At 50.8% G+C, this 17,814-nt stretch carries 13 protein-coding genes; 8 read left to right on the top strand and 5 right to left on the bottom strand.

The window, feature by feature from the left end; translation table 11 throughout:
* Positions 1 to 3: 3 nt before the first annotated feature.
* The 5 genes from Q1A40_RS07970 to Q1A40_RS07950 all read right to left on the bottom strand — a co-directional run bounded on the left by Q1A40_RS07970 (position 4) and on the right by Q1A40_RS07950 (position 8,011).
* Positions 4 to 1,647 (bottom strand): alpha-glucoside-specific PTS transporter subunit IIBC, encoded by a 1,644-nt coding sequence (locus tag Q1A40_RS07970; protein WP_299999062.1) that lies wholly within the window; start codon positions 1,645 to 1,647, stop codon positions 4 to 6.
* Between the two features lie 39 nt (positions 1,648 to 1,686).
* Positions 1,687 to 2,775 (bottom strand): glycoside hydrolase family 88 protein, encoded by a 1,089-nt coding sequence (locus Q1A40_RS07965; RefSeq protein ID WP_299999060.1) that lies wholly within the window; start codon positions 2,773 to 2,775, stop codon positions 1,687 to 1,689.
* Positions 2,772 to 5,168 carry a hypothetical protein gene (locus tag Q1A40_RS07960; protein WP_299999058.1) on the bottom strand — a complete coding sequence of 799 codons (2,397 nt, stop codon included), beginning with the start codon at positions 5,166 to 5,168 and terminating at the stop codon, positions 2,772 to 2,774. The genes Q1A40_RS07965 and Q1A40_RS07960 overlap by 4 nt, the downstream gene beginning before the upstream one ends.
* A 272-nt stretch (positions 5,169 to 5,440) precedes the next feature.
* The gene (locus Q1A40_RS07955; protein ID WP_299999057.1) at positions 5,441 to 7,108 is read right to left on the bottom strand and encodes a hypothetical protein; all 1,668 of its coding nucleotides are present in this window, start codon (positions 7,106 to 7,108) and stop codon (positions 5,441 to 5,443) included.
* 396 nt (positions 7,109 to 7,504) lie between these two features.
* Positions 7,505 to 8,011, bottom strand: a complete 507-nt coding sequence (locus Q1A40_RS07950) for a DUF2501 domain-containing protein (protein WP_299999054.1) — start codon at positions 8,009 to 8,011, stop codon at positions 7,505 to 7,507.
* A gap of 592 nt (positions 8,012 to 8,603) precedes the next feature.
* On the opposite strand from Q1A40_RS07950, the gene tssB reads away from it, so the two are divergent.
* The 8 genes from tssB (at position 8,604) to Q1A40_RS07910 (ending at position 17,809) form a co-directional block, all read left to right on the top strand.
* Positions 8,604 to 9,128 carry a type VI secretion system contractile sheath small subunit gene (gene tssB, locus Q1A40_RS07945; RefSeq protein ID WP_299999052.1) on the top strand — a complete coding sequence of 175 codons (525 nt, stop codon included), beginning with the start codon at positions 8,604 to 8,606 and terminating at the stop codon, positions 9,126 to 9,128.
* A gap of 11 nt (positions 9,129 to 9,139) precedes the next feature.
* Complete coding sequence (gene tssC, locus Q1A40_RS07940; protein ID WP_299999050.1) at positions 9,140 to 10,675, top strand: type VI secretion system contractile sheath large subunit; 1,536 nt, start codon at positions 9,140 to 9,142, stop codon at positions 10,673 to 10,675.
* An 18-nt stretch (positions 10,676 to 10,693) separates the two neighbouring features.
* The gene (gene tssK / locus Q1A40_RS07935) at positions 10,694 to 12,037 is read left to right on the top strand and encodes a type VI secretion system baseplate subunit TssK (RefSeq protein WP_299999048.1); all 1,344 of its coding nucleotides are present in this window, start codon (positions 10,694 to 10,696) and stop codon (positions 12,035 to 12,037) included.
* The gene (gene tssL / locus Q1A40_RS07930; RefSeq protein WP_299999046.1) at positions 12,034 to 12,723 is read left to right on the top strand and encodes a type VI secretion system protein TssL, short form; all 690 of its coding nucleotides are present in this window, start codon (positions 12,034 to 12,036) and stop codon (positions 12,721 to 12,723) included. Before tssK ends, tssL begins: the two co-directional genes overlap by 4 nt.
* A complete protein-coding gene (locus tag Q1A40_RS07925; RefSeq protein WP_299999043.1) occupies positions 12,720 to 14,429 on the top strand; it encodes an OmpA family protein in 1,710 nt (569 codons plus the stop codon). The genes tssL and Q1A40_RS07925 overlap by 4 nt, the downstream gene beginning before the upstream one ends.
* 4 nt (positions 14,430 to 14,433) lie before the next feature.
* Positions 14,434 to 14,925 carry an Hcp family type VI secretion system effector gene (locus Q1A40_RS07920; RefSeq protein WP_299999041.1) on the top strand — a complete coding sequence of 164 codons (492 nt, stop codon included), beginning with the start codon at positions 14,434 to 14,436 and terminating at the stop codon, positions 14,923 to 14,925.
* A 175-nt stretch (positions 14,926 to 15,100) separates the two neighbouring features.
* The gene (locus Q1A40_RS07915) at positions 15,101 to 15,229 is read left to right on the top strand and encodes a hypothetical protein (RefSeq protein WP_299999258.1); all 129 of its coding nucleotides are present in this window, start codon (positions 15,101 to 15,103) and stop codon (positions 15,227 to 15,229) included.
* Positions 15,230 to 15,286: 57 nt separating this feature from the next.
* A complete protein-coding gene (locus tag Q1A40_RS07910; RefSeq protein ID WP_299999039.1) occupies positions 15,287 to 17,809 on the top strand; it encodes a type VI secretion system Vgr family protein in 2,523 nt (840 codons plus the stop codon).
* The last annotated feature ends 5 nt before the right edge of the window (positions 17,810 to 17,814 follow it).

Below are 17,814 nucleotides of genomic sequence, written 5' to 3'. Positions count from 1 at the left end.
CTCCTATTTAGCAAATGCCGGGTCGGTTTTATCTTGAACAGCAGCCCGTTCTGCTATCACTTCTTGTTCAAAGTATTCGCGCAGTACGCTGACTGACAGACCAATAATAATCTGCAGATTATGGCCTTTACGCACGACACCCAATGCTCCTGCCTGCTTTAACGTTGCATCATCCGCCACCAGAGCAGGATCATTAATCACCAGACGCAATCGGGTCTGACAGTTACTGATAGTATCAACGTTATTGCTGCCACCCACGCAGCGCAGAATCGCGATAGCCTTTTCCTGATCGGATGACTTCCCACGGGACACCGCAGGGACAGCTGCCTGCTTATCACGGTAATCCTGTTTCGAATAAAGACGAACTTCTTGACCTTCTTCACCGCGTCCCGGTGTCATGATATTGAATCGCAGAATGACATAACGGAAAACGGCAAAGTTTATTGCAGCAAAGCCAAAGCCGATAGCCAGATGGATCCAGATCAAATGGGCGTGATTTTGTGAATAGAAGATCCAGTTAAACAGGATCATATCGTTCATTCCGCCGCCCATAAAACCGACAACACCGGCAAGATAAAGCACCATACAGAGCACAGCCCCGATCAAGGCATTCAGTAAATAAAGCAGAGGTGAAATAAACAGATAGGTAAATTCGATAGGTTCTGTGATCCCGACACTCATCGCGGTAATGATCGCTGGGATCACCAGGGCTGCGACCACTTTTTTCTGACTCTTATTTGCGGTGGCATAAATCGCTAATCCGGCACCCAGTGAACAGAAGACACTGATATTACCGTAGAGTGAATATCCCCCCTGCGGGAACTGCTCGCGTAATGGTACGGTTGATGCCGCATAAGTTGAGACGTTTTCAATCCAGTGTGTGTACAAACCGCCATCCACGACCGCAGGGCCAAAGAAGAACGGGAAGTAAACAAAGCGGTGTAATCCGGTTGGTACCAGAATACGTTCCACAAAAGCGAACAGTCCGATACCGAAAACATCCGCTTCAATATAGAAAGTTTGCATGGCATTGATACCTAACTGCACTTTAGGCCAGATAAGGCAGGTCAGGTAAGCCAGCGGGATCATGGTAAAGAAGGCAATAATAAACACCAACGCCATACCCTGAAAAATGGCGAGGTAGTCGTGCAATTTTTTGTCAAAAAAGCGGTTATGGATCCAGGTGACGATTCCACCCACCAGCAGTGAAAAGACAATACTGGTATCCAGTGTTTTGATTCCGCCTACCAGGGCGAGTCCACTTTGACCGCCCACTTCCTGGTTAAAATCAACACCAAAATCAGCACCCCAAAACGTGAGCATACCGTTGGTGAAATAGTTGAATGCCATATAGGAGAATAAGGCAACCAGGGCGGCACGCGCCTGAGCTGATTTTGCCAGGCCAATAGGTAGCGCCATACAGAATAACAGTGGGAAATTACGGAAAATTGTCCAGCCACCGGACTTCAGCAGAGTCATCACTTTATAAAAATTGGAATCCGGACTGGCAAGTTCCCCCATGATACTCGGCATCGTAAGAATATTGGTGACGGCCAGCAGCAAGCCGGTAAAGGGCAGAAAGGCTATCGGGACGGCCATTGCGCCACCAAAAATCTGAAAGGCACCCATGATATTGCGTTTTTTCATTTATTATTATCTCCAGGCTATCAGTCTTAGAAGATGAGGTCACAGAGGTTTTATATCGCTCAGCCAGTTGCCTTGTTCTGTCTCCAGTAGTAGCAACATGGTTAAGGCCTGAGCATAGGGAACAGGGGCCATGGCAATATCGCAGTAATACTGAATATCCCAGCCCAGCATGGTGCCGCGCGATGCTTCGAGAACAATGCCTTTTTCATCAATGCGCGCCATCACGGCGTTAAATGCACGTAGCGCATAAACGCTTACTGCTTTATCCAGAATACCCATACGTACACCGCGCAATATGCCGTAGGCGATGGCTGCTGTGGCGGATGATTCCTGTGGTGACATGGGGTCATCGAGCACGGTGTGCCACATGCCATTTTTAGCTTGTAGCGCACACAGGGTATCGACCTGCCGGACGACGACCTGTGTCAGGAAATGGCGTATAGATGGAGAAAGATTTTCTCCCAGCAGAGCAATAAATTCGGGAATAACCATGGTTATCCAGGCGTTACCGCGGCCCCAGAAAACACCGGCAAAATGGTGTTTGTCGACGAAGGTCCAGCCGTGATACCAGAGTCCGCTTGCCGGATCGCTAAGGTAGCGGGTATGAAGCAGAAACTGATATTCCGCTTCATCAATTAAATCACGACGTTTTAGTACCACGCCAGCAACGCCCAGAAACAAGCCAGTCATAAAGAGCGTATCATCCCAGAGTTGGCCTGTATTGGCCTGCTCTTTGACAACATGTTGCAGGCCACCTTCTTCCGTTCTTGGCAAATCACGCAGCAGGGCGTCAGCCCAGGCGTTGACTCTTTGCAGCAGGTCTGGGCGCTGATATTCTCCGGCCAGCAAGGCCAGGACTATCATTGGTGAGGTGGTATTAATTTGAATCTCTGGTAGTCCTTTGGCTATCTGCTTTTCATACCAGTTGAGTACTGCTTGTTTTAGCCCGGTATCTTTTTTAAATTCAGCATAATGCCAGAAGCCATACAGCCCGATACCCACTTCCCACTCCCACTCCTCAAAGTGAATAGTGAAGCCATCATTCTGGCCTATGTCATGCAGGTTTTTCAGGCGACAGAACCCTTGTACTACGCTCCCCAGGGTGTTCATCAGTTGCTCTCTGTTCATGCCTGAACCCCATTGATGAGAATCAGTGGCCCACTGCCGTCAAGTTGTGGGAAACAAGGCGCGTTATCCGCCAGCGAAAAATGCGTATCAAGTACAAGTGTCATTGCATATGAAGCGAAGGTGGCGAAAGCCTGATCGTCGCCATAGCCGACCTCGATATACCAGCGAGGTTGCCGTCCCATCGCCCGGCACTCTCTTCCCGCGGTTAATCCTTTTTCGATGCTGTGCAGGGGAACAGAGCAGAGAATAAGGGCAAAAGCGTTACCTGCCCGAACCAGACGTGTACAGTCGGTATTAATCACTTGGTCAAAGGCGTGGACGGGAAGATGAATATGGGTCCAAGGCAGGGCATCTTTATCGTCAATATTCCATTGTGCTAACAGACGATTTTCTCGTTGCTCAACTTTGGGCATCGTGCCATTGCCAGCCCAGAATGAAGGACGCTTTTCGCCTCCCGGTTCATCTTCTCCCGGATGGTTAATCCAGATTCGGGCTTCCGCACATGAAGCGAACTGCAGATCGATCAGATGTTGCTGATGGCCAGGCAAATCCGTGAGATGGTCGACACATGAAGATAAGATAACCTCAGGGGCTTTCCACACCACGATGTTACCGCCACCACAGCGGTACCATGCAGTGAGTTCTCCTGTATCCATATCGGCATACTGTTGGGTTACGGCCGAAGGGACATAATCGCTGGCACAGAACATTGGCAACGAAGCGCATTTGCGATTATAGCTACCCTTGCCCCAGGCGACGGCGCCATAGGCTGACAGTTCTGTCAGACTTCCTGCCAGTAACTCTTTTTCATACACCCGCCCCATAGTGCCTGCTGCAATACCCTGTTGATAATGTAAGGCACTCAGTAACATCAATCGGTCTATACACTGACCTGCTCGTGTGCGTAGGATTTCACTCTCGGCCATTTGCCAGAGCGCGAACAGCCCAATGTAGTCCACTGGATAATAGGGAGCAGAGTTCCACTCGACGAAGCCATGTTCTTCCACAGCATCAAACCACTGCAACAGTCGAGTTTCGGCAATCGCTTGTTGTTGTCGGCCATAACGACCGGAGGCAATAAAACGCTCATCGGGGAAGCATTGTCCTGCCAGATATTGCGCGGTATGAAAACACAGGGCGTGATTCTCACTCCAGAACCACATTACGTCACAGCCTAATTCGTCCAGCCAGTAACGGTATCCCAGTACCGTAGATTTTACCCGACGCCACAGTGGTGCAGGAAAATGTTCCCCCTGGTGATAACGCCAAATCCACAGTAATGGTACCAACGAGAAATCAGAGCAGTCTTCGCGGGCGCTGATCCGTTGCAGTGTACTGTTCAGTAAGCTTTCACACTGTGGACCGTATTCATGAAGGTGCATCATCGCCAGTAAGCGACAGGTTCTATCCATGCCGTGGGCAGCGGTATAGCGCAGAGATTCCAGCTTGCGTCCGGCCAGTGTCTCTGCCGTCGTTACCGTCGGGATTTCTGGCATGATATTGATGCCAATGCTGCGGGTCAGTAATTCTGCGCCGCGTTGCAGCGTCAGGCGTAACTGATAGTGTGCCTCTCCGATCGTCTGTGGTAGCTGGAGGGTTAATTCTCGCTCCCCGGGATTGAGCTTACCGAAATCAATGAATTGCGCCTGAAAGTTGTCGTTGCCCATACCCCGGATCTCTCCACGTAGGGTCGTATCATCCAGAGTTGGAACATTACAGTGAATGCGTACAGCGTGGTTAAAAACAGACAGTTCCGGGCGTAAGCCACTGACAAACTGAATTAATGCGTCAGCAGATTGCCCCTCAATACCGGGCAACCCGACACCCAGTGTCAGTGCGTCCAGGTAAACCATGCTCAGGGAAAATATTGTGTCTCGTTCAAACAGTTCATCAAGGTGTATCAGTAGACTGTTTTTGCCCGCGTTCAGTGGAAGTGCCATCTCGCAGTACTGCATGGTATTTCGGGTAAAGGGGGTAAAACAGGCTATTTGGTTTTGCGTATGCCAAATTCGCACCCCACCACAGGTACCCAGACGAAAACGAAATTCGCCGTCGGCAGGGGCAAACAAATCGACTTTCAGCCAGCGTTGGGCGTGAAACGCCAGATGAGAGAAATCAGAAAAGGAAACAGAATGATTGGGGCCGGGAAGCGTCATTTCCTCGCAGGCTGGAGCCTGGGTCGGTTCGATAATACGCAGGGCATGTGTTTGTCGAAACACACGACGACAGAAAGACTCATTCTGTGGGCCCGCCCCGTTACGAAAGTGATAATCTATAGCAGGATCGGTGATTTCACCGGTATAAAACTCAGCAAAACGCTGCATTGTGGCCGCTGAGAAGAGAAAACGCGTCAGCGCCTCGCCCTGTGCTAATTGCCAGTCACCTTGTGACATATTTTCTTTATCTCCTGCAGGACAGATTTATTCAGCGCGTATCATCAATCGCTTTGTTATATCCGTCGAGCAGTGGATTAAAGGTATTCGTGAGATATGGATGGCATCTCACAAAGCAGGAGGGAGGGGGACTTGTAACGTGATTTCCATCAAACTTTTGGCGTGCAGCAAAAATATCATTGCGAAGCGCATCACAAAAAATTTCAGGCTAAGAAATTTGGTGTGATTTATATCACACCAAAATCGCGTTCTGCTGGTTATGCGTGAAACGGCTATTCTTTCAATCCCCGGAGCTCTTCACTGAAACTATCCGCCAGAGCCATCACCCGCGAGACATCGAACAGAACATGTAAGCCTGGGGAAGCATCCGCATGTCGGGAACAGTAATCGTCCATTTCAGCAGCGCAGCGGTACAGCTCCTGAATATTAATCAGACTGATTTCACGCATACTCCAGCTATTCTCAACCTCTCGGGCAAAATGCAGCGTAAAAAATGCCTTCTGAGCATGCAGAAATAGTTGGCAGTAGAGCGCAAATCCCTGCCACTCTTCCAGCCAGCGCTGCTTTAAAGCCCAGGGAAACTGCGCTGTTTCTGCAAAAAACAGAGCCTGTTTATGCAAGATAGCGATACTGTTGCGAGTCTCATCTTTTTCAGTCGCAATAAGCGCGAGGCAAGAGGCTGAACGCTCAACGTCTTTAGCGCTAAAAGTGATATCGCGCCCGGAACCTGGTAACCAGTGATTACGGTTTAGCTGTCCGTAGAGACTCCATACTGCCTGACCATAACTTTCCGGCACTTGACTGTGACGATGGAAGACATGGTCACGTACATAGATAGCCTGGTATAACACTTGCCCGGCTTGTTCCATCAGCGTACTAAACTCAGCAAATGTTCCGGGTTCAGGACGCCAGCCATAGCTTTCATCAAGCCAGAGCATAAGTAACTGAGACTGTGTGAGTGCGGGATGATTACCGCGTAACATACGGCTGCAAGCAAACAGATTACATTCACTCAATGTTCCCATTACCCAGTGGTTATCAACGCCTTCCCAACTGGTTTTACAAACTGCACCACGTATTGCAGGATTACTACGACACCACAACAGGCGTCCCTGCAACTCGTTAATCCGTAGATAAGGAAAAATACCCCAACCCACTTCTTCACCCACCAAATCTAAATCCACCCAAACTTCCCGGTCATTCACAGCCAGCAACGCCGGGTTATTAGGAAAAGAGGGCCAGAAACGTTCTGGTGTCACTTTTATTGAGACGCCCACGTTCTCAGGGAGTGGACGAATAGCGTCGAGCACATTATCGAGGTCATGATTTCCGGCAGGGAAAACCCGAAGAACCAGATGTTTGCTTTCATTCTCCAGCGCTTTTGCAAGAGCGGCGAAACAGCGGCTATAGAGCGACAGGCTTCGGGCATCGCTGACTTTATCGTAATTGTCCCCGGATAACTCCCAGTTGGGGCGCGATACAGGAAGCAGACCATCAGTATTGGAAATAGCGACCAGAAGGCCACTCAAAGAAGGAATTTGCTGGCAAATAAGCGAGACTTTATCTGCAAGATAACGACACCAAAAGTCTGCATCGAACCGCACCCCTCTTTCGGCATCGAAGAGATAGGGATGAGCGCACAGCAAATCTGTAGGAAAACTTAATTCCTTCGCTTGCAGATAAAAACGTAGCCCTTTGCTCTGACAGCGCTTAGCAAGTCGATTCAGGTAAACGCAACGTGCACGCTGCTGACTGGAAATATAATCATTGTAATTATGAGGAGTATAACCCTTGGGAGAGACCAGTTTGTTGAACAAGTCCGCCTGTCCGACAATAATGGTGTTGAACTCATAGGAAACGGCATATTCTATTAGTTTACAAGCTTTATCCCAGTTCCAGTACGCTTGATTGTTTAGTTCCAGTGCGCGCGTCTGCCACATTTATTAAACCCTGTTATCATTTATTTTATCTTTTGGTAGTGATACCACAAAATGTAAAAAATAAGTGTGCGGAAGCTGACGATGTTGCAACCCGCTATCAATGCTGGCATTGAATCGTCAGAATGAGGGGCTGCGATAGAGGTAAAGATTTGAAATCATGCTGAAGCCAGTAGCTCAGCAGAGTGTGATATCCGTACGTCCACTGTATGAAGTGTTAACGGTGTTTATGCCGTCGAATCACACTGTTTATACCCAAAATAATTCGAGTTGCTCCTGGGCTTTCAGTTCAGCCCGTCGATGAGCATAGATAAACTCTGTGATTCGGCGGGCTGGACGCAGGTAACATCGACGCAACTTGAAGTATGACGGGTATATCTATTTGATTCGACGTATATATTAGAGACCGAGATAGGATTTTCCCTGGTCCAGAACCACATTACAGGCTTTGGTTTTTAACTGTTTACCCAGGTCGGTCTCCCCGAGTGCATTGAGATCCAGTTTTTGGTTACTGCCTGTATTCAATAACCCGGCAACTCCCTGTAGGTAGTTCGTGTCTTTAGACTGACTGGCATTATTGTTCAGGCCTAGCTTGGACTGTAGGCTGTCAGTTAAGTTGTTTACATTGTTAACAATTTTATTTTTGGCGCAGTATTCCAGCACACCTGTTGCGTTAGTCATAGTGCCAGAGGCAACGGCATTATTACCACCACCAAGTAGTTGGGTGATGGTACCAAGAGAAAGCCCCCCATCGGTCGTACTGGTGGTATTACTGCCTGAAGCATTGCCTAACAGATCGGTAGCGGCACCACTGAGTTTATCTTGCCAGCCTGCAGCCTGGGCTGTACCGCTTAACAGGTAGATAGCCCAGCCGATGGAACATAAAGATTTGGTCATTTTTTGCATTGTGCTGCCTCTGTACTTAACTCTGTCTGTATTCTGTATTAGCAACTTAGTACCGGATTCAGGAAGATAGTTCATAAGTGAATGTAAACAGCAGAAAAATCAGATTTCTCTGCCTGTTACTGAGAATGCCCCCTCCTCATGAAGATTGTAAATAGAGTTGAGAGGCGGGAGCGGAAAAACAAGCCATGTCAAAGTCAGTTCTGTTTGCCCTGTTTCCTGACTGCAAATTCAATACTTGCTATTGGAATATATAAACTTATTTTCGATATCCTTCATGCTATAAACAAGTCATATTATTTAGGGGGTATATTTCATGACGTTTATCTTATTAAATAAGGGTGCTAATTTTCTGTGGCAGGGATTTGATATCAATAAAATATAAAATATCTTATGGTGGATATATTATTTCTCTATGCTTATGATTTGTGTGAGAGCAGGTTTTGTTATTGTTTTTTAGTTGAAAATTTTATTTATACAAATTGATTGTTTTAATTGTTTATAAATTTGATTTTTTTAATATCCTTGTTCTATTATGATTTTCGAAAGCTGAAGTACGGAAAATATATACAGCGATAAAATAAAGGATTATGACATGGCTGACAGTTTCCAGAACGAAGTGCCAAAATCACGTATCAATCTAAAGCTTGATTTACATACGGGTGGGGCAAGTAAAAAAACAGAACTTCCACTGAAATTGCTTATTGCCGGTGATTTTAGTCATGGTCAGGAATCGGCATTATTATCAGAGCGTAAAAAAATTAATGTGAATAAAAATAACTTTGATGCCGTTCTTTCCGAATATTCTCCAAAAGTAAATCTGGCCGTTAAAAATACCCTTGCAGATGATAATAGTGAAAACAATGTCAGTCTGACATTCCAGAGTATGAGCGATTTTTCTCCTGAACAGGTTTCCCGGCAAATACCACAGCTGAGAGCCATGCTTTCCATGCGTAATTTGCTGCGTGATTTAAAGGCGAACCTGTTGGACAACCAGGAATTCCGTAAAGAACTGGAAAAAATTCTACTCGACCCGGCGTTAAGCGCAGAACTCAGATCCGAGCTGTCTGCTCTGGCCCAAAGCAGCCATAACAATCGCGATGATTTAACGGATGAATAAGGAAACTACTGATGTCTGTAAAAACTGAGAACACAGCGGGTGGCGAGAGTGTGGTGCTGGAGCAAGCGGGTAGCGTCTATGCCTCTTTGTTTGAAAAAATTAACCTGAACCCGGTATCCGAGCTGAGCGCGCTGGATATCTGGCAGGATGCACAGGCGATGTCGGATGCGACAGCAGATGAGCGCCTGACCGCAGGGATGCAGGTGTTTCTCGAATGCCTGAAAAAATCGGGTTCAAAAGTTGAAAAACTGGACAAGACACTTATCGACCACCATATTGCTGAGCTGGATTTCCAGATTAGCCGCCAGCTGGATGCTGTTATGCATCACGACGCTTTCCAGGCGATAGAAAGCTTATGGCGTGGCGTGAAGTCCCTGGTCGATAAAACGGATTTTCGCCAGAACGTCAAAATTGAGCTGCTGGATCTGTCGAAAGACGACCTGCTTCAGGACTTTGAAGACAGCCCGGAAACCACCCAGAGCGGGTTGTATAAACACACTTATATTGATGAATATGATACACCGGGAGGGGAACCGATCGCAGCCCTGATTTCCGCTTACGAGTTTGATGCCTCAGCTCAAGACGTGGCGCTGTTGCGGAATATTTCTAAAGTGTCTGCTGCGGCTCATATGCCGTTTATCGGCTCTGCGGGACCGAAATTCTTCCTGAAAGACTCCATGGAAGAGGTCGCGGCAATTAAAGATATTGGCAACTATTTTGACCGGGCGGAATACCTGAAATGGAAATCCTTTCGTGAAACAGATGATGCCCGCTATATCGGCCTGGTGATGCCGCGTGTGTTAGGCCGTCTGCCCTATGGCCCGGATACCGTGCCGGTACGCAGCTTCAACTATGTTGAGGAGGTAAGAGGCTCGGAACACAATAAATACCTGTGGACGAATGCGTCGTTCTCCTTTGCGGCTAACATGGTGCGCAGTTTTATCAATAACGGTTGGTGTGTACAAATTCGTGGTCCGCAGGCGGGTGGCGCAGTGCAAGACTTGCCTATCCATCTCTATGACCTGGGCACCGGTAATCAGGTGAAAATTCCGTCAGAAGTGATGATCCCAGAAACGCGTGAATTTGAATTTTCCAGCCTCGGTTTTATCCCGCTGTCTTACTATAAAAACCGTGACTATGCGTGCTTTTTCTCGGCGAACTCCGTCCAGAAACCGGCCCTGTATGACACCGCCGATGCCACGGCGAACAGCCGGATCAACGCCCGTCTGCCGTATATCTTCCTGCTGTCCCGTATCGCGCATTATCTGAAACTTATCCAGCGTGAAAATATCGGGACCACCAAAGACCGTCGCCTGCTGGAACTGGAGCTGAACACCTGGATCCGCAGTCTGGTCACCGAAATGACCGATCCGGGCGACGAGCTGCAGGCTTCCCATCCCCTGCGTGATGCGAAAGTGACCGTGGAAGATATCGAAGATAACCCGGGCTTCTTCCGCGTGAAGCTGTACGCGGTACCGCATTTCCAGGTCGAAGGCATGGACGTCAACCTGTCACTGGTTTCCCAGATGCCAAAGGCGAAAGCATAATCTAAAGGCAGGAAGCCGATGAAAACGGAACAACCGCTATGGGGCAGAGGCATTATGGTCTCTCCCCAGCACTTCCAGCAACAGGCCGCATACACGGCCTGGTCTGCGGAATGTATCGCCCGACTGGGCCTCAGTCATCCCTGGGGGGTGATTGAGGCCTCCTTCGAACCTGACGCTTTGAAACTGGGCCGTTTGCAGGCCCGCCATCTGCATATCCGTTTTCAGGACGGGACGCTGATTGACACTGACAATGCTGACGACCTGCCCCCGGTGCTGTCACTGGAAAGTGCTGAATCAAATGGTGTGGTCGTGATGCTGGCTCTGCCACTGCTGCGGTCGAACGGCGGTAACTGCCTGAAACCAGATGAAACCGCCGATCGTCCGGTGCGTTATCGCCAGTGCTGGCGGGATGTTCGCAATACTTTCGGAGAGGACACCCGTCAGATTGCGGTGATCCAGCCGGAGCTGACGCTGCGCTTTGCTCACCAGAACAACGGTGATTACCTGACCTGTCCGGTTGCCCGCGTGCAACAGGATCTACAGGGCATATGGCAACTTGACGAGACCTTTCTTCCTCCGCTTCTGACCCTCCAGGGAAGTCGCTGGCTGTCGCTCCAACTGGAACAGCTGATGACCCAGCTGCGCACCCGCCTGACCCGACTGATGTCGATGCGCCGTGAGAGCAATGAACGCATGGCGGATTTCGCCGTGGCCGATGTGTCCCTGTTCTGGTTACTCAACGCCCTGAACAGCGCGGAGCCTGTCCTCGGCCAGTTTCAGCGTAATCCACAAAGCCCGCCGGAGCGTTTGTATCCGGAGCTTGTCCGCCTGATGGGAAGCCTGCTGACATTTTCTCTGGAACATCAGGTGAGCGCCATTCCTGTCTGGCAGCATGAGCATCTTAACAGGGTATTTCCGCCGCTATTTGATTTGCTCGGCGACCTGCTCGAAGCCAGCCTGCCGTCACGCGTGGTCGCCCTGGAACTCGACTATGATCCACGTCTGCACTTTTGGCAGACCCGCCTGCACGATCCTCGCCTGCGTGAAGGTGCCGATTATTACCTGTCGGTACGCTCCCCGATGCCTGCGGCACAGCTGCAGGAACAGTTTCCACGCCAGTGCAAAGTGGGGAGCCCTGATCATGTGCGGGGGATAGTGAACTCTTCCCGCGTGGGTGTCCCTCTGGTGCCCCTGCGTCATGTTCCGGCCGCTATTCCGCTACGTCTGGAAAACCAGTATTTCAGCCTTGATATCTCCCATCCTTTGGCAGCCGAAATGCTTCAGGGCGGAACCTGCATGTTTTATGTTCCCGGGATGCTCGGTGAGCCCGAACTTGAACTCTTTGCGGTACTGAGAACATGAGTGAAGGTAAACGCGGTGCTGCCGCGTCCATTGATATTGATGCATTGCTGCAGGATACCTGGCTGCAGGTCATCAGCCTGCGTCACGGCCCGCAGTTTCAGGACGGAGAAGGTCAGGTTCTGTGGGAGCGCTGCATTGCCGATGTAGAGCGCGTGCAGCGTGAACTGAAAGCCAGTGGGCTGAACGAAGCCAGTTGCCGGCATATTATGACCGCCCAGTGTGCCCTGCTCGATGAGACGGTAAAAGGCCGTGGAGTGGACGATGATGCCTGTGTGCAGTGGTATAACATTCCGCTGCAGGGGCATTTTCTTGGCACCATGGATGCCGGTGATACCCTGTGCGATCGGATACGTGATGTGCTGTGTGAGCCGGCCCCGGACAGTGCGGTGTTAACGTGTTTTCAGCGCGTGATGATGCTCGGGTTTCTGGGAAACTTCCGTTCCCTGGACGATCCGGAACGTCTGAAGTTCGTCTCAGCCCTGAGCGAACGGGTGACGCCGTTCAGTTACCCACATAACCACCCGATCCTGGTAGAAAATCGAGGCAGATGGCAGGTGGGGAGGTGGATAGCCTCCTGGCCGGTACGGATAAGTCTGAGTGTCATTGTTCTGGTGATACTTTCGTGGGGACTGAATCACTGGCTTACCCAAATACTGCTGACCCTGCTGCCAGGAGCCGTGAAATGAGTCTCGCGCAGCAGTATGGGTTGGTGTTGTGGGCTGCACTACTGAGCGGCATGGTCTGCCTGGGCTTTCTGCCGGTCACGAAACTGGTCGCGGAGATCGTCTGGGTAACCATTATGGGACTGATTGCGGTGTACTGGTATGTGGTGAGCCGTCGCACGGAATACGAGACTACCCTGCAATTGGATGCCCTGCCTGAATCCATTTATCGTCAACCAGTGGTGCTGGTTTGCGGTGATATTTCCCAAGCCTGGGCTAAGGGCTCCTCAGTACTCACCGTCACCCAGGGATGCTGGATCCGGGTGGAGGATTATCAGGATCTGGAGCATGTTGCCCGCCATGTACTGTGGATGCGCCCGCACTGGGGGCACCAGCTGTCCGTGATGGTCAGCATTTGTCCGCAGCAGCATGCCGACACGGAACGGCTGGCCAGTCGTCTGCTGACGCTGCGCTGGCAAATCAGTCGGCTGCGCAAGGAGACCGGGTATAGCATACCGCTGGTGCTCTGTGGTCAGACGGGTAGCAGCATGATAAATGATGTGCTCTGGCAGACCGCTATCCAAGGAGAGGGGGTTCGCGTATGGCGTGAGTCTGCTTCCCCCAGTTCAATTGATGCATGGGTTACCACTGGCGGGGCGATAGCCATGCAACAACAGGTGCTGATGAACAGCCTGATGAGGTGGTTCTGTACGCATGTCAAAGCGGTATTTATGGATGAAAACCCGGATATCCCGGCGATTACGCCCAGGGCCGTACTCTGGGGAATGGGGCCGGTTCTTGCCGGAAGCCTGGACTCTTCTGTCTGGACTGCATGGCTGGCCCGCCATACCGCCATGCAGCAGGTAGCCGGCTGGCAGCCCGCAGGTACGGGCAGCGCCGGATCGTCACTGTTTCCGGATTTCGTACTGCCGCTGTTGCCGGAAGGGCGGGGGATCACTCCACGCGCCAGGGCCTGGTGCTGTGCATTAGGCATGTTCACCCTGGCTGCGGTGGTTGCCTTGTTAAGCAGCGGCTGGAATAACCACCAGTTGTTGCACCAAGTCAGTTTCGATATTGCTTGTTACGAACGTATCGCAATGGATGACTACGATTCGAAAGCCGATGCTGTTGCCGTCCTGCGTGATGATGCGGCGAAATTGGATGAGTGGACGCGCAATGGTGTGCCCGCTGGAATGAGCCTCGGCCTGTATCAGGGAGAACGTCTGCATATGCCTGTTCTGGATGCGATCCGCTCTTATATTCCGCCGCCGCCATCACCACCCTCTGAACCCACACTACCGGCCCCGAAAATTATCCGTCTGGACAGCATATCGCTGTTTGACTCCGGTCAGTCTGCGCTCAACACGGATTCAACTAAAGTCCTGATCAATTCACTGGTCGGGATTAAGGCCAAGCCGGGCTGGCTGATTGTCGTGGCCGGGCACACTGATAACACCGGCGGTTCACAATTGAACCAGACGCTTTCTCAGAAACGTGCCGAAGCGGTGCGCGACTGGATGCGTGATATCGGCAATATACCGGAAAGTTGTTTTGCGGTTCAGGGCCATGGAGAAAGCCGACCGGTAGCAAGCAATGACACAGCGGAGGGGCGTACGCTCAACCGTCGTGTCGAAATCAGTCTGGTACCCCAGGCCAATGCCTGTCAGATACCAGAATATACCGAAGCGTCATTACAGGATGGTGGCGCATTACAACACAATAGGGAGTAATTCTATGGCAATTCCTGTTTATCTCTGGTTGAAAGATGACGGTGGCGCGGATATCAAAGGATCTGTTGATGTTCAGGATCGTGAAGGCAGCATCGAAGTGGTGGCGCAGGAGCATAGCCTGTACATCCCGACCGATAACAACACCGGTAAACTGACCGGTACCCGAGTCCACGAGCCTTTCCAGTTCACCAAGGAAATCGACTCCTCCAGCATATATCTCTATAAAGCTGTCACCACCGGACAAACCCTGAAGTCTGCGGAATTCAAGTGGTATCGCATCAATGACGCGGGGCAGGAAGTGGAGTTCTTCAACACCACGCTGAAAAACGTCAAAGTGGTGAAAGTCAGTCCGGTTATGTATGACATCAAGGATCCTTCTAAAGAGAAGCACAACCACCTGGAGCGGCTTGAGCTGCGCTACGAAAAAATCATCTGGACCTACAATGACGGCAACATCATTCATTCCGATTCCTGGAACGAACGCACGACGGCGTAAGTCACCCGCGGGCAGGTTTATCTGTCCGCTTTTTTCATTTTTGCTGAGCGTCTGCCGCAAGCGGACATTCAGCAAAAATACACTCTGCCAGCCTGACCGTATGCGCTTTGGTTCCCTTTACGGGAAACAGCGAAGGGCGGTAGCGTGCCCTGGAACAGCATAAAGAGAGAAAGTTATGGAAAACCCAGCCAGCCTGTTCAGATATCTGAACCCTTACTGTGCACGTGTGATGGAAGAGGCCGCCTTGCTCTGCCAGACCCGCGCCCACGCGGAAATTTTACCGGAACACTGGTTGCTGAAATAGTCGGAGCGATGAAAAGGGGATCGAAATGGAGTGTGACAAACAACAAGGAATGAGCTTATGAGTACCCACTTTTCGTTAATATTCAGCCATCGTCATCATTTACTGGCGGTGAAAGGCTGTGACGCCGATATGGATGTGCTGGCGTTTGAGGGAACAGAAGCCCTGAGCACCCCGTTCAGCTACCGCATTGAGTTCACCAGCACAAACCATGCTATCAGCAAAGAGATGATGCTGATGAAGAACGGCTCCCTGACGCTACGGGCACTGATTAACCAGGGGGTTGGTATCAAAATCCAGCAACCGGTGCGCGTGATTCAGGGAGTGGTAAGCGGCTTTGAGCGTCTTGGCACCTCAAAGGATGAAACCCTTTATGCCCTGACGCTTGAGCCACGCCTGGCGCTGCTGGATCGCTCACACCAGAACGCCATCTATCAGGATATGTCGGTGCCGCAAATCGTGGAAAAAATCCTGCGAGAGCGCCATAACCTGCGCGGGCAGGATTTTCTGTTTTCACTGACAAAAGAGTACCCGCGCCGCGAACAGGTAATGCAGTACGGCGAGGATGATTTGCACTTTATCACCCGCCTGCTGGGGGAGGTAGGGATCTGGTTCCGCTTCACCACTGACACGCGCCTGAATATCGACGTGGTGGAGTTTTACGACAGCCAGCAGGGCTACGAAAAAGTCATGAGTCTGCCGTCCGTACCGCCATCGGGCCAGCATGCTGAAGGGGCGGATTCTGTCTGGGGGATGACAAGCAGCCATAACGTGGTGCAAAAACAGGTCAGCACCCGGGATTACAACTACCGCCAGGCCACGCAGGATATGGATATCGCGGTGGATGCCAGCCGCGGAGAGACCATCACCTACGGGGAAGCCTATCACTACGCCGATAACTTCCTGACGCAAGGCAGTACTTATGACCTTCACCCGGCCCCGGAGTCCGGTGCCTTTTATGCCCGTATTCGCCACGAACGTTACCTGAACGGCCAGACCCGGGCCGGGGGCATTACCAGCAGCCCGACCCTGTGTCTGGGGCAGGTGCTGGAAGTGACCGGGGGTTATGAAGTTGAAGAGGTCTTCAACCGCGGGCTGGTGATCACCGCCATGCGCACCCATGCCCGCCGGGATGAAGACTTCGGGGTTCATTTTGACGGTATCCCGGACAGCAGCGATTTCTGTTTCCGCCCGAACCCCGACAAGCGCCCGGTGATGGCGGGTACTTTGCCTGCCCGGGTGACCAGCACCACCGAAAATGACACCTACGGGCATATTGATAAAGCCGGGCGCTATCGCGTCAATATGCTGTTTGACCGTGACAGCTGGGAAACCGGATTTGAAAGCCTGTGGGTACGCCAGTCCCGCCCCTACGCCGGGGACACCTACGGCCTGCACCTGCCATTACTGGCCGGTAGCGAAGTGGCGATTGGTTTTGAAGACGGCAACCCGGACAGGCCCTATATCCAGGGCGTGATGCATGACTCGGCCCACGGCGACCACGTCACTATCCATAACTACAAACGCAACGTCCTGCGCACCCCGTCGAACAACAAAATCCGCCTCGACGACGAACGCGGCAAAGAACATATCAAAATCAGCACCGAATACGGCGGCAAAAGCCAGCTCAACCTCGGCCATTTAGTGGATGCAGAAAAGCAGCAGCGTGGTGAAGGTTTTGAACTGAGAACCGACGCTTGGGGAGCAATACGGGCAGAAAAAGGGATATTTATTACCGCGGACAGGCAAACTAAGGGACAAGGGCAGGTATTGGATATGGAACCAGCAATAGCCCGTATTTCAGCTGCGGTGGCAGAAATGGAATCCCTCTCAGCCTGCGCACAACAGGCTCAGGCGCTGGCAGCTGATGTCGGACGTCAGCAGGAATTGCTCAACAAAAAGCTGGAAAAGCTGCAGCAGGAAGTCCTGCTGGCCAGTGCTTCGCAGGGAATTGCACTGGCAAGTGGAGAAGATATGCTGCTGTCTGCCAGTGATAATCTGACACTGACAGCAGGCAAGCAGCTGGATGTAGGCGCACAAAGAGACTTCACACTGGCCGTGGGTAAGCAACTCAGTTTGTACAGCCGTGAAGGTGCAAAATTGTACAGTTCACAAAATGATATTGATATTCAGGCTCAAGGCGGGAATATCACTACGTGGTCTACTCAGGATACGTATATTTCGAGCGGTAAGAAATTGGTGGTTACGGCACAGGATGAACTCACGCTGATCTGCGGCGGAGGGTATATAAAAATTAATGATGGAAATGTTGAGATAGGTGGGCCGGGAAAGCTACGAATCAAGAATGGCGGCATTAAAAAATCAGGTTCTGGCAGTATGCAGAGTGTGATGAAATCATTTGAGCCCTCAACATTTGATGAGAAATTTGTTGTTACTCATCCTGTTTCAGATAAACCGCTGGTAAATCAGCATTATGATATTCATCTACAGGACGGGAGTGTGCTATCTGGTGTCACCGATGAGCAAGGTCATTCATCACCTATTACGTCAAAATCTGTCGATGCATTGAAGATAGCTTTGAAGAAATCAATACAAAAAGCAAATGGCGGTGAGTCTGATTAGCAAAA

This window comes from uncultured Cedecea sp., assembly GCF_947498825.1.
In the GTDB taxonomy this organism is placed as follows: Bacteria; Pseudomonadota; Gammaproteobacteria; order Enterobacterales; family Enterobacteriaceae; genus JGM124.
The sequence above is the reverse complement of the archived record's forward strand: the minus strand, read 5'-3'. Positions and strand labels throughout refer to the sequence as shown.